Genomic DNA, 11456 nt, shown 5'->3' with positions numbered 1-11456 from the left:
GTTCGGCTCCGTTCGGGACAGATGGTCGCAGGGATACCCGCTTCGAGGTTCGCTTTCATCCCCCGCGCACCATATAAAGAACTGTGGGCGATTTGCGCCCGGCCGGAACGAAGATGCACAGCCAGAACCCCTTCCTCGACGAATTCGCCAAGTTCACCCAGGCCGCCATGGGCATCGCCCAGACCGCCGGCGACGAAGCCAAGACGGCGTTCCGCGCCCAGGCCGACCGCTGGGCCGCCGAGCTGGACCTGGTGCGTCGCGACGATCTCGAGGTCCTGAAGGCCCAGGTGGCCGCCCTGCAGGCCGAAGTCGCGGCCCTGAAGGCCGAAAAGTCCGCCGCCCCCCAGGCTGCCCCCCAGGCTGCTTCGAAGCCCGCCGCGAAGAAGGCGACTCCGAAGGGCGACAAACCCGCGCAAAAGGGCGAATAAATCGTTTACCGCTCGCTCCAAGCGTGAACGCTGTTGTGGCCAAACGCGCGAAGCAGCTTAGACTCTTCTTTCGTGGGCGACACCCGGCGGGTCCCACGCCCGTCATCGCCCCCGGGGGCCAAAGGTTCTGATGGACACCCAACCCGACGACGACGTCCTGCTGGCGCTGGATCCCCTCGAGGTGGTCGAGCACGTGCTGGCCGCCGAAAACCTGACCTTCGACCGGACGGAGGACGGCGATCTCGCCTTCGCCCTGACCGGCGACTGGAAGGATTACGAGCTCTGGTTCGCCTGGCGTCCCGAGGCCGACTGCCTGCAACTGTGCCTCTCGCTCGACCTGCGGGCGTCCAAGACCAAGCGTCCGGCCGCCTACGAGCTGCTGTCGATGATCAACCAGCGCGTCTGGCTGGGCCACTTCGAGGTCTGGACCGACGACGGCGAGGTGGTGTTCCGCCACGCTCTGGCCCTGCCGTCGGGCGAGCGCCCGACCATGGCCCAGGCCGCCTCGATGATCGACGCGGCGGTGGAAGCCGCCGACCGCTTCTACCCGGCCTTCGACTTCCTGCTGCACGGCGCCAAGACCCCCGACGAGGCCATGGCCGCCTGCATGTTCGAGACGGTCGGCCAGGCCTGACCTCTGCTCCTCCCCCGAGAAACGGGGGAGGGGGACCACCCCCGGGTCGCGCGAAGCGCGCGCCCGAGGACAGGCTCCGTGGTGGAGGGGGCGACGGCGCGCACGGCGCTCTTTCCCTCGCCCCCTCCGTCACGGCGCGATAGCGCCGCGCCACCTCCCCCGCTTCGCGAGGGAGGAGCAGGCGCCCCAAGCTCTTCCAATAATCACCAAGCGCGTGAGGCCTCACCAAACAGGTGACGCCGCCCCCATGCCGCGCTAAGCGCCCTGCGACACCAGACACGCGGGAGCTTTGCCCATGACCCCCATCCTTCTGCTCGGCGCGGGCCGCATGGGCGGGGCCCTGATCGAGGGCTGGCGCAAGACCGGGGCGTTCGCTCTGTCCGACCTGATCGTCCGCGACCCGGCGGCGACCGACGAGGCCTTCCCCGGCGCGGTGGTCAATCCACCGCTCGAGGCGCTGTCGGCCGCGAAAGTGGTGCTGCTGGCGGTCAAGCCGCAGATCTGGCGCGAGGCGGTCGCGGACGTGGTCCCGCACCTGGCGAGCGACGCCATCGTCGTCTCGATCGCCGCCGGCGTGCGCGCGGCCGACATTTCGCAAGCCTTCGGCGGCCGGCGCGTGGCGCGGGTGATGCCGACGACCGCCGTGGCCATCGGCCAGGGCGCGGCCAGCCTCTATGCCGACACGGCCGAGGCGCTGGAGGCCGCCAAGGCCCTGCTGGCCCCGGTCGCCGCCACGGTCGAGCTGGCCGACGAGCAACTGATGCACGCCGCCACCGCCGTTTCCGGCTCGGCCCCGGCCTATCTCTACGCCTTCATCGAGGCGCTGGAGGCCGCCGGCGCCGGCCAGGGCCTCTCGCCCGAGGACTCGGCGCGCCTCGCCCGCGCCACCATCGCCGGCGCCTCGGCCCTGCTGGCGGCCGGCGGCGAGGAGCCTTCGGAGCTTCGCAAGCAGGTCACCTCGCCCGGCGGCACCACGGCCGCGGCCCTGTCGGTGCTGATGGGCGAGGGCGGTTTCGGCGACCTCTTGCCGCGCGCCCTGGCGGCGGCGGTGAAGCGCTCGGAGGAGCTTGGGGGCTGACTCCCTCTCCCCTTGCGGGAGAGGGGGGCCCGCGTAGCGGGTCGGGTGAGGGGTCTCTCAGAAGCAAGACGCCGCGACAGCTGATCAGCTGTCGCGGCGTTCTTCGTGGGTGCGACCCCTCATCCGTCGACTTCGTCGACACCTTCTCCCGCAAGGGGAGAAGGATTTACTGCGTCACGTCCACCAGCGCCTGCGGCGCCGTCCCCCGCGCCTTGGCCACGAACTCGACCGCCCGCACGATGTGGTCGGCGAACTCGCCGCCCAGCAGGCGGGTGTGGGTGGCGCCGGCCACGTGGTCGACATAGCCGTGCTGCGAGGCCTTGGCCGGGGCGGCTTGCATGTCCTTCCACTGGGCGCGATCGCCGACGCGGGCGCCGGCGGTGACCACGGCCACCGGCCATTCGGGCTTGAACTGCGGCTGGGCGGCGGCCTGGTCGGAGGCCTGCGCCCACAGGGTGACCTCCTGCGCCGAGGTGCGGTTGTGGCGGCCGTTGGCGAAGCCCCAGCGCTTTTCGGCCTTGGCGTCCGGCGGCAGGCCGATCTTGTCGCCCAGGCGCGTGTAGACCAGCGGCTTGTAGAGCCCGGTCGAGGCCCCCAGCGCCGCCGCGCGCGAGATGAACACGAACGACTTGATGAAGCCCTGGGCGCGCCGGATCTTGGCCGCCTCCGGCGTGGCGGCGTCGACCAGGACGAGGCCGGCGACCTGGTCGGGGTTGCGGCCGGCGTATTCGCGCAGGCGCAGGCCCGCCATCGAGTGGCCGACCAGGATGTAGGGGCCCTTCTCGCCCGAGGCGGCGACCAGCTTCTCGAAGTCCGACACGATGGCCAGGCCGTCGCGCGGGGCCGGACCCTTGGGCGAATAGCCCATGCCGGCGCGGTCGTAGGCGCAGGTGCGCCAGCCGGCGGCGGCCAGGGCGTCCTGGGTCGCGCCCCAGTCGGCGGCGAAGCCGAAGGCGCCGGCCTCCAGCCATACGGTCGGGCGATCGGCGTGCGTGGCCTCGCCCTCGCAGACCATGCGCAGGGAGCGGCCGTCGCCGATGTCGACGAAGGTCCCGCGCGGGGCCTTGTGTCCGACCGCGGCCATCACGCCGCCCGCCGCGACGAAGGAGACGAAGAGCAGGGTGAAGGCGGCAAGGGCGCGTCCGGCGTGCTTGAGCATGGGTCTCAATGTAGGGGCGCAGGGCCGTTCGTCGAGAGCGCCCGCGACGTCCGGGCGCGGTTTCTTTTCGGCGGATCAGTCCCTAGACTCCAAAGCCATGCGTCGCGCCCTGTCCGCCCTGCTGCTGGTCGCCGCCCTGGCCTCGTCGGCCGGGGCCCAGACCCATGCGCGGCGGACGCTGTCGACCCCCGCGCCGGAGACGACGGCGGCCCCCAGCGCCCAGGCCGTGATCCCGCCGCCGATCCCGCTGCAGTCGCCCAGGCCCGGCGCTGATCCCGCCGCCTGCAAGGCCGTGTGCGCCAAGACCTACTACTTCTGCCGCGCCAACACCGACGACGACAGCTGCCCCGCCGAGTGGGCCCGCTGCGACGCCCGCTGCAAGGCCACGTTCACGCGGCCTAATTGACCCTCTCCCTGAAGGGAGAGGTGTCGGCGAAGCCGACGGAGAGGGGAGTTGGGCCCCTTCGACCGCAATCCCTTCCCCTTCCGGCCCTTCGGGCCACCTCCCCCTTCAGGGGGAGGGTCTTAATCTGCTTGCTCCGCGCCCGGAACGAGGCTCAAATCCTGACGGGGCGTCACTGACGCCGCCCAACAAAAGAGCCGCGCCTCGATGTCGAACATCGCCTACTTCCCCGCCATGCCGCCGCGCGAGGACAATCGCCCGGGCAAGCGCGAGCGCACCAAGACCGCCAACCGCCAGGCCATCCTGGACGCGGCCCGGCAGGTGTTCGGCGAGCTGGGCTATGACGGGGCCACGGTGCGCGACATCATCCGCCTGACCGGTTTGGCCTCGGGCACCTTCTACAACTACTACAAGTCCAAGGAGGAGGTGTTCGACGCCCTCGCCGACGACGGGGCGCGGCGCTTTCGGCCGCTGCTGCGCGTGGAGTTCGAGAAGGCGACCGACTTCGCCTCGTTCCTGCGCGGGGCCATGCGGGCCTATTTCGACTTCCTGGCCGCCGAGCACGAGACCTGGCGCGTCAACCGCCCGGCCGGCGAGACCCATCCGCAGGTGCGGGCCACGCCCGAGGTCACCGCCGTCTTCGCCGAGGTGCGCGAGGCCTTCGAGCGGGTGCTGGAGCGCGATCACGCCCCGCCGGTCGACCTCGACTACCTGACCGCCGCCTGCATCGCCGTGGCCCGCGAGGTCGGCGACAAGATGCTCGAGCGCCGGCCGATGGACACGCAGGGCGCCACCGCCTTCGCCGTCGGCCTGATCCTCGGCGGCCTGCCGGCGCTGCCCAGGCCCTAGCCGGCCGCCTTTCCCCGAACGTAAAAGAGAGAAGCCCCCGAATGGCCGACGTCCAGAAGCTGGTCCTCAAGACGATCCTGTCGCTGCCGACCCCGATCCTGCGGGCGCTGAGCGGCGGAGGCGTCGTCTATCGCGGCGGACGCACCCTGGACCCGCGCTTCCAGTTCTTCGCCAACGCGGCCAAGGGCCTGCCGTCGATGACCACCCTGTCGCCACAGGAAGCACGGGCGGGCAGCGCCAAGGGCCTGCTGGCGGTTTCCGGCCCGCCCGAGGTCGGGGTGCGCAACGAGAGCCTGACGGTAGACGGCCCCGGCGGCCAGATCCCGATCCGCGCCTATCGCCCGGCCGAGCAGGACAGTTCCGCGCCGCTGATCGTCTTCGCCCACTTCGGCGGCGGGGTGATCGGGGATCTGGAGACCTGCCACGCCTTCTGCGGGATCCTGGCGCGCGTAGCCAAGACCGCCGTGCTGTCGGTCGACTACCGCCTGGCGCCGGACCATCGCTTCCCGGCGGGGCTGGACGACGTGCTGGCCGCCTGGCGCTGGGGCCGCGACAACGCCGCCCGCTTCGGCGCGGCGCCGGGGCAGGCCGCGATCGGCGGCGACAGCATGGGCGGCAACTTCGCCGCCGTGCTGGCCCAGGAGGCCAAACGCGCGGGCGAGACCCAGCCGGCCTTCCAGCTGCTGATCTATCCCGCCGTCGACGTGGCCAGCGAGACGCCGTCGATGGCCGTCTATGCCGACAGCTATCCGCTGAGCCGCCCGATCATGGAGTGGTTCATGGGTCACTACATGGGTCCCGAGGCCGATCCGGCCGATCCGCGCCTGTCGCCCGACAAGACGCAGGACCTGACGGGCCTGGCGCCGGCCATCGTGATCACCGCCGGCTTCGACCCCCTGGTCGACCAGGGCGAGGCCTACGCCAAGCGGCTGATCGCGGCCGGCGTGCCGACCACCTATCGCTGCTACGACAGCCTGGCGCATGGCTTCACGGCGTTCACGGGCGCGGTGCCGGCCGCCGACGCGGCCTGCCGCGAGATCGCGGGCTTGGTGCGGGCGGAGATCGAGAAGTGAAGCCCTTCCCCCTGGATGGGGGAAGGGGGAAGGGGGCATGAAAGCTCTGGTGGTGGAGGCGTTGGCCCCCGACTTCGCCGGCTGCGCGGTCCGTGACGTCTCGACCCCGACGCCTGGCCCCGGCGAGGTCCTGGTTCGCATCAGGGCCGCCAGCGTCAACTTCCCCGACCTGCTGATGACCCGTGGCGAGTACCAGCTGAAGCCGGACCTGCCATTCACCCCCGGCCTGGACTTCGCCGGCGAGGTTGCGGCCCTGGGCGAGGGGGTCGATGGCCTGGAGATCGGCGCGGCGGTGGTGGGCGGCGCCCGAACCGGAGCCTTCGCCGAGTACATCGCCGTGCCCGTCAGGGCGCTGAAACCGAAGCCCGCACGGCTGTTGTTCGCGCAGGCGGCCTCCTACGGCGCGGCTTATCTGACGGCCCGCGTGGCGCTGGTGCGGCGGGCCAATCTGCAGGCCGGCGAGTGGCTGCTGGTGCACGGCGCGGCCGGCGGGGTGGGGCTGGCGGCCGTGGATCTGGCCAAGGCCATGGGCGCGAAGGTGATCGCCGCCTCGGCCTCCGACGACAAGCTGGCGCAGGTCTCGCGGCTCTACGCGCCTGACGCCGTCGTCAACGTCGCCGGCGGCTTCCGCGACAGGGTGAAAGAGATCACCGGCGGGCGCGGCGTCGACGTGGTCTACGATCCCGTGGGCGGCGACGTCTTCGACGAGAGCCTGCGCTGCCTGGCCTTCGACGGGCGGCTGCTGGTGATCGGCTTCACCTCCGGGCGGATCCCGACGGTCTCGGCCAACATCCCGCTGATCAAGGGGATCTCGGTGATGGGCGTGCGGGCCGGCGAATACGGCCGTCAGTTCCCCGACAGGGGCGCCGAAGACCAGGCCGCCGTCTGGACCATGGCCGAGGCCGGGACGATCCGACCGCACGTGCACGCCGAGGTTCCGCTGGACCGCTGGCGCGAGGCGTTCGAGCTCTTGGCGTCGCGGCGGGTGGTGGGCAAGGCGGTGGTTGTTTTCTGAACGAACCTCTCAGCCGCTCCGAAACCTCTCCCTATGGGAGAAGGTGAGTTTAAGCCGGCCGTCTCGCCCGCAGCGCCTGGGCGATCGTGCCGTCGTCGAGCCAGTCGAGATCGCCGCCGACGGGAACGCCCCGCGCCAGCATGGTCACCGGGACATTGGTGTTGGCCAGGCGGTCGGCCAGGTAGTGGGCGGTGGTCTGGCCGTCGACCGTGGCCGGCAGGGCCAGGATCACCTCGGCCACCTCGCCGCTGGAGGCCCGCGCCAGCAGTTCGCCCACCCGCAGGGTCTCGGGCCCCACGCCGTCCAGCGCCGAAAGCAGGCCGCCCAGCACGTGGTAGCGGCCCTTGAACGAGCCGCCGCGTTCCATGGCCCAGACCGAGCCGACCTCCTCGACCACGCACAGCAGGCGCACGTCGCGCGAGCCGTCGCTGCACACGGCGCAGGGATCGGTGGTGTCGAGCGAGCCGCAGGTGGAGCAGGTCTTCACCTTGGCCTGGGCGTCGGCCATGGCCGCGGCCAGAGGCGCCAGCAGCGCGTCCCGCTTCTTCAGCAGGGCCAGCGCAGCCCGCCGGCCCGAGCGCGGCCCAAGGCCCGGCAGCTTCGACAGCAGGGCGATCAGGCGCTCGATCTCAGGTCCGGCGGAGGCGGCCAAGGGTTTTCCTCTTTTCTCCTCTCCCCCTTGATGGGGGAGAGGTCGGGTGTGGGGGTGATGCGGCGTCGGCGGCCAGCGCCGAGGTTCACCCCCATCCCAACCCTTCCCCCATCAAGGGGGAAGGGCTTGGAACTTAGAACTTCATCCCGGGCATGCCGCCCATCAGGCCCGCCATCGGGCCGGCGGCTTCCTGCATCATCTGGGCCTGCTTGGCTTCCAGCTTCTTCTTGGCGTCGGCGTGGGCGGCGACGATCAGGTCGGCGATGACCTCGCCTTCGCCCGGCTCGATCAGGCTGTCGTCCAGCACGACCTTCTTCAGGTCGCCGCCGCCCGACAGGGTGACGGTGACCATGCCGCCGCCGGCCGTGCCTTCGATCAGGACCTCGGCGAGGCGGGATTGGGCGTCGGCCAGTTTCTGCTGCATGGCCTGGGCCTGCTTCATCAGGCCGCTGAGGTCTTTCATGGTCTGCTCCTCGTACCGAATTCCCTCCCCCTTGATGGGGGAGGGGCAGGGGTGGGGGTGGAAGCGCCGGCGGGTTCGAGCGCGGTCGAGCCGCATCCTGAAAAGCCGCGTCACCCCCATCCCCGGCCCTTCCCCCATCGAGGGGGAAGGGGGAAAATCAGTCCTCGGCCTCGTCCGGCTCGATCGGCGCGGGTTCGGGGGCCAGGACCTTGCGGATCTCGACGATCTCGGTGCCCGGGAAGGCCGACAGCACCGAGGCCACGAACGGGTCGGACTTGATGGCCGCCAGGGCTTCGCGCTCCTCGCGCTTCTGGCGCTCCATCAGGCTTTCGGCCCCGCCGCCGCCCTCGGCGGCGATCAGCCAGGGCTGGCCGGTCCATTCCTTCAGCGCGCGGACCAGGCGGCCGGCCAGGTTGCCCGGCGCGCCGGGGGCGGCCTCGAAGGTGATGGCGCCGGGGCGGAAGCTGATCGGGCGGACATACTGCTCGACGTCGAGGCGCAGACCGATGTCGCGCTTCTCGGCGATCAGCTTCAGCACGTCGTCGAACGAGGCCAGCACCGGCGCGGCCGGGGCGGCGCCGACGGCGGCCATGGCGCGCGGCGCGGCCGAGACGGCTCCGCCAGGGGCTGCTCCACCGCCCACCGCGACGCCGCCCCCTGGGCCATTGGGACCCGCGCCCGGATTGCCGCCGTCGCGCAGGACCTTCAGCGCATCCTCCGGACCCGGCAGGTCGGCGGCGTAGCACAGGCGGATGATCGCCATCTCGGCGGCGGCCATGGCGTCGGGCGCGCGGCGCACCTCGTCATGGGCCTTGAGCAGCATCTGCCACAGGCGCGCCATGGTCCCGGCGCTGGTCTGGGCGCCGACCGAGGTCAGGCGCGCGGCCTGCTCCTTGGGCATCGACAGGGCCTCGGGACCCAGCGCCTTGGCCACCGAGGCGGCGTGGCTGTGGTCCAGGAGGTCGAGCATCACCACCACCGGATCGGCGCCGAAGCCCCACAGCTGGCGGAAGGTGGTCAGGGCCTCGCCCGGCTTGCCGCTCATCACCTGTTCGAACAGGGCGATGGTCTGGCTGCGGTCGGCCAGGCCCAGCATGTCGCGCACGACGGCGGCGGTGACCGTCTGGCCGCGCTCGGTCTGGACGATGGCCTGGTCGAGCAGCGACAGGCCGTCGCGGGCCGAGCCCTCGGCGGCGCGGGCGATCAGGGCCAGGGCGTCGGGATCGATCTTCGCGCCTTCGCGCTGCGAGATGCGGTCGAAGTGCTTGGCCAGCACGTCCGGCTCGATCCGGCGCAGGTCGAAGCGCTGGGTCCGCGACAGGATCGTCACCGGCACCTTGCGGATCTCGGTGGTGGCGAAGATGAACTTGGCGTGCGGCGGCGGCTCTTCCAGCGTCTTCAGCAGCGCGTTGAACGCCGCCGTCGACAGCATGTGCACTTCGTCGATGATGTAGACCTTGTAGCGCGCCTCGACGGGGGCGTAGCGCACCCCGTCCAGCAGCTCGCGCATCTCGTCGACCTTGGTGCGGGAGGCGGCGTCGAGTTCCAGCACGTCCATGTGCCGGCCCTCGATGATGGCCCGGCAGTGCCGGCCCTCGGTGCTGAGGTCGACGCTGGGGCCGTGGACGGTGTCGCTCTCGTAGTTCAGGGCCCGGGCCAGCAGGCGGGCGGTCGTGGTCTTGCCGACCCCGCGAACGCCGGTGAGCATGAAGGCGTGGGCGATACGGCCGGTCGAGAAGGCATTGGCCAGGGTGCGGACCATGGCCTCCTGGCCGATCAGGTCCTCGAAGGTGCGCGGCCGGTACTTGCGGGCCAGCACGGTATAGGCCGCGCCGGCCTCTTCCGGTTCGGGCTCGGGCAGGGGCTTGGCCGCGACCGGCGCGGGCGCCTCGCCGAAGATGTCGGCCGTGTTCTCGTCGCGCTCGACGGTTTCCTCGCGATCGAACGCGGGCTCGTCCCAGGGCGGAGCGGAATCGGGCGTGAGGTCGTGGTCGGCCATGGGCGCAGTCTAGAGCGTCGGGCGGCGCGGCAAAAGGCTCGCGGGCGGCCGCGTCGCGTCTGCTGACAGAATTTAAGGGGTAAGGTGGAGACCGGCGGGCGACCCGAGGGTGATCTCGTTGTGGCTGCTGCCTTCCGGCCCTGACCAGGTTGGCGAGGCCATCGTCCGTCGCCGATCTCCGAGGGGGTATATCGCGACTCATCGCGCGATATGCAAGCGCCAAGCGCTCCGCCCCGTGACGACTCTTCGCCGCGACCCGTCGCTGGGCGGGCGCCGAGCGTCAAAACCCCTTACACTTTCGGCGGTCAGCCTCTACAGAATCAGCCATGCCGCTTTCCGAAATCGTCAACATCTTCGCGGGCAACCCGCTGGACCGCGCCGGCGAGCGCCGAGGCGACGCCAGCTGGATCGCCGAGAAGCTGGAGGACCCCCAGTCCCTGGCCGTGGCCGTGTGGAACGGCAAGGTTCTCGTCGAGGACTCGCCTTCGGCCGATGAAGAGCCGACCGGCGTCCAGATCGCCTATCTGCGCGCCGACATGGCCAAGGAACTGGCCGGCACGGACGAGCGCCTGCTGTTCATGGGTCTGTGGAAGGACATCGCCGTCTTCGCCGTCGACCTGGAGGGCGCGGCCGATCCGTCGGAAGGCGCGCTCGCGGGGCTTGGCCGCTTCGAGGACCTGCGCGGCGCGGCCGCGACCCTGCCCGCGCCCGACGCCGGCATCCTGGCCACCGCCAAGTCGATGTTCGAATGGCGGCGCAAGCACCCGTTCTGCGCCAACTGCGGCAACAAGAGCGACATCGCCGACGGCGGCTGGAAGCGCATCTGCCCGTCCTGCCACGCCGAGCACTTCCCGCGCACCGACCCGGTGGCGATCATGCTGGCCGTGCACGGCGGCAAGTGCCTGCTGGGCCGCCAGGCGGCGTGGCCCGCCGGCATGTTCTCGGCCCTGGCCGGCTTCGTCGAGCCTGGCGAGACCATCGAGGAGGCCTGCGCCCGCGAGCTGAAGGAAGAGGCGGGCCTGGTGGCCGTCAAGGTCCGCTACCACTCCAGCCAGCCCTGGCCGTTCCCCGCCTCGCTGATGATGGGCATGATCGCCGAGGTCGACAGCGACCAGGCCGCCCCCGACCAGACCGAACTGGAAGCCGTCCGCTGGTTCGACAAGGACGAGGCCAAAGCCCTGATCCGCGGCGAGATCGACGACGCCTTCGCGCCCCCGACCCTGGCCATCGCGCACCAGCTGATCAAGACGTGGTGCGAGAGCGAGGATTGAGGGGGAGGGGGCTTCTAGAGCCCTCTCTCTTCGAGAGAGGGAGGGGCCCGCCGCCGCAGGCGGTGGGAGGGTGAGAGGTTACAGCCTCGCCGAACCAAGCACTGCCAGTATGTCATCGGCGACACCGCCGGGATCGGCCAGAACCCGGCTCGCTCGGGACTCTCAGGACCATGTATCCGAACAGTTCCAGGATTTGCGTGCGCCGCGCGTCGTGATCTTCGCGCCCATCGTGGACCGCACCGTCCAGCTCGACGATCAGCTTTCCAGCCTCGCAGACGAAGTCGGCGAAGTAGCGGTCGATCGGAAGCTGCCGCAGGAATTTGAAGCCGCCGAGGCGACGGTTGCGGACGAGCTTCCAAAGCGCCTTTTCCGCGAGGGTCTGATTCCGGCGAAGCCTGCGGGCGTTGGCTGTCCTGTTCATGACGTCAGCTT

At 71.0% G+C, this 11456-nt stretch carries 12 protein-coding genes, 1 other RNA gene and 2 pseudogenes; 9 read left to right on the top strand and 6 right to left on the bottom strand.

Translation table 11 applies throughout. The features are described from left to right. Positions 1 to 113: 113 nt before the first annotated feature. The 4 genes and pseudogenes from V6S85_RS21190 (at position 114) to proC (ending at position 2140) form a co-directional block, all read left to right on the top strand. Positions 114 to 428, top strand: a complete 315-nt coding sequence (locus tag V6S85_RS21190) for an accessory factor UbiK family protein (protein WP_116564792.1) — start codon at positions 114 to 116, stop codon at positions 426 to 428. A gap of 130 nt (positions 429 to 558) precedes the next feature. After that, on the top strand, positions 559 to 1062 hold the full coding sequence (locus V6S85_RS21185) for a YbjN domain-containing protein (RefSeq protein WP_101713958.1): 504 nt from the start codon (positions 559 to 561) through the stop codon (positions 1060 to 1062). A gap of 3 nt (positions 1063 to 1065) precedes the next feature. Then, positions 1066 to 1238, top strand: a pseudogene (locus tag V6S85_RS21180) (TPM domain-containing protein); the annotation flags it as partial. 119 nt (positions 1239 to 1357) lie between these two features. Beyond that, on the top strand, positions 1358 to 2140 hold the full coding sequence (gene proC, locus V6S85_RS21175; protein ID WP_334350144.1) for a pyrroline-5-carboxylate reductase: 783 nt from the start codon (positions 1358 to 1360) through the stop codon (positions 2138 to 2140). A gap of 166 nt (positions 2141 to 2306) precedes the next feature. On the opposite strand, the gene V6S85_RS21170 is transcribed toward proC, so the two are convergent. Continuing rightward, positions 2307 to 3299: an alpha/beta hydrolase gene (locus V6S85_RS21170; protein ID WP_334350143.1), complete on the bottom strand. Its 993-nt coding sequence runs from the start codon at positions 3297 to 3299 to the stop codon at positions 2307 to 2309. A gap of 97 nt (positions 3300 to 3396) precedes the next feature. On the opposite strand from V6S85_RS21170, the gene V6S85_RS21165 reads away from it, so the two are divergent. The 4 genes from V6S85_RS21165 to V6S85_RS21150 all read left to right on the top strand — a co-directional run bounded on the left by V6S85_RS21165 (position 3397) and on the right by V6S85_RS21150 (position 6639). Further along, positions 3397 to 3705, top strand: coding sequence for a hypothetical protein (locus V6S85_RS21165; RefSeq protein ID WP_334350142.1), 309 nt, complete (start codon positions 3397 to 3399; stop codon positions 3703 to 3705). Positions 3706 to 3909: 204 nt separating this feature from the next. Further along, a complete protein-coding gene (locus tag V6S85_RS21160; protein WP_101713963.1) occupies positions 3910 to 4551 on the top strand; it encodes a TetR/AcrR family transcriptional regulator in 642 nt (213 codons plus the stop codon). Positions 4552 to 4592: 41 nt separating this feature from the next. After that, entirely contained in the window at positions 4593 to 5624 is a 1032-nt protein-coding gene (locus V6S85_RS21155; RefSeq protein ID WP_334350141.1) for an alpha/beta hydrolase, read from the top strand. A 37-nt stretch (positions 5625 to 5661) separates the two neighbouring features. After that, on the top strand, positions 5662 to 6639 hold the full coding sequence (locus V6S85_RS21150) for an NADPH:quinone oxidoreductase family protein (protein WP_334350140.1): 978 nt from the start codon (positions 5662 to 5664) through the stop codon (positions 6637 to 6639). 49 nt (positions 6640 to 6688) lie between these two features. Here the strand turns inward: V6S85_RS21150 and recR are convergent, their stop codons facing one another. From recR to ffs, 4 genes are all read right to left on the bottom strand, one after another. After that, positions 6689 to 7291 carry a recombination mediator RecR gene (gene recR, locus V6S85_RS21145; RefSeq protein WP_116491020.1) on the bottom strand — a complete coding sequence of 201 codons (603 nt, stop codon included), beginning with the start codon at positions 7289 to 7291 and terminating at the stop codon, positions 6689 to 6691. A gap of 133 nt (positions 7292 to 7424) precedes the next feature. Next, positions 7425 to 7754, bottom strand: a complete 330-nt coding sequence (locus tag V6S85_RS21140; RefSeq protein WP_116564804.1) for a YbaB/EbfC family nucleoid-associated protein — start codon at positions 7752 to 7754, stop codon at positions 7425 to 7427. A 157-nt stretch (positions 7755 to 7911) separates the two neighbouring features. Continuing rightward, positions 7912 to 9753, bottom strand: a complete 1842-nt coding sequence (locus tag V6S85_RS21135) for a DNA polymerase III subunit gamma/tau (protein ID WP_116564806.1) — start codon at positions 9751 to 9753, stop codon at positions 7912 to 7914. Positions 9754 to 9835: 82 nt separating this feature from the next. Continuing rightward, positions 9836 to 9934, bottom strand: an RNA gene (gene ffs / locus V6S85_RS21130) — signal recognition particle sRNA small type. Positions 9935 to 10079: 145 nt separating this feature from the next. On the opposite strand from ffs, the gene nudC reads away from it, so the two are divergent. Continuing rightward, entirely contained in the window at positions 10080 to 11024 is a 945-nt protein-coding gene (gene nudC / locus V6S85_RS21125) for an NAD(+) diphosphatase (RefSeq protein ID WP_116564808.1), read from the top strand. 78 nt (positions 11025 to 11102) lie between these two features. On the opposite strand, the pseudogene V6S85_RS21120 reads toward nudC, so the two are convergent. Continuing rightward, positions 11103 to 11445: pseudogene (locus V6S85_RS21120) on the bottom strand (endonuclease domain-containing protein). Positions 11446 to 11456: the final 11 nt, after the last annotated feature.

The organism is Caulobacter sp. CCNWLW153 (assembly GCF_036889365.1).
GTDB lineage: Bacteria > Pseudomonadota > Alphaproteobacteria > Caulobacterales > Caulobacteraceae > Caulobacter > Caulobacter radicis.
The sequence above is the reverse complement of the archived record's forward strand: the minus strand, read 5'-3'. Positions and strand labels throughout refer to the sequence as shown.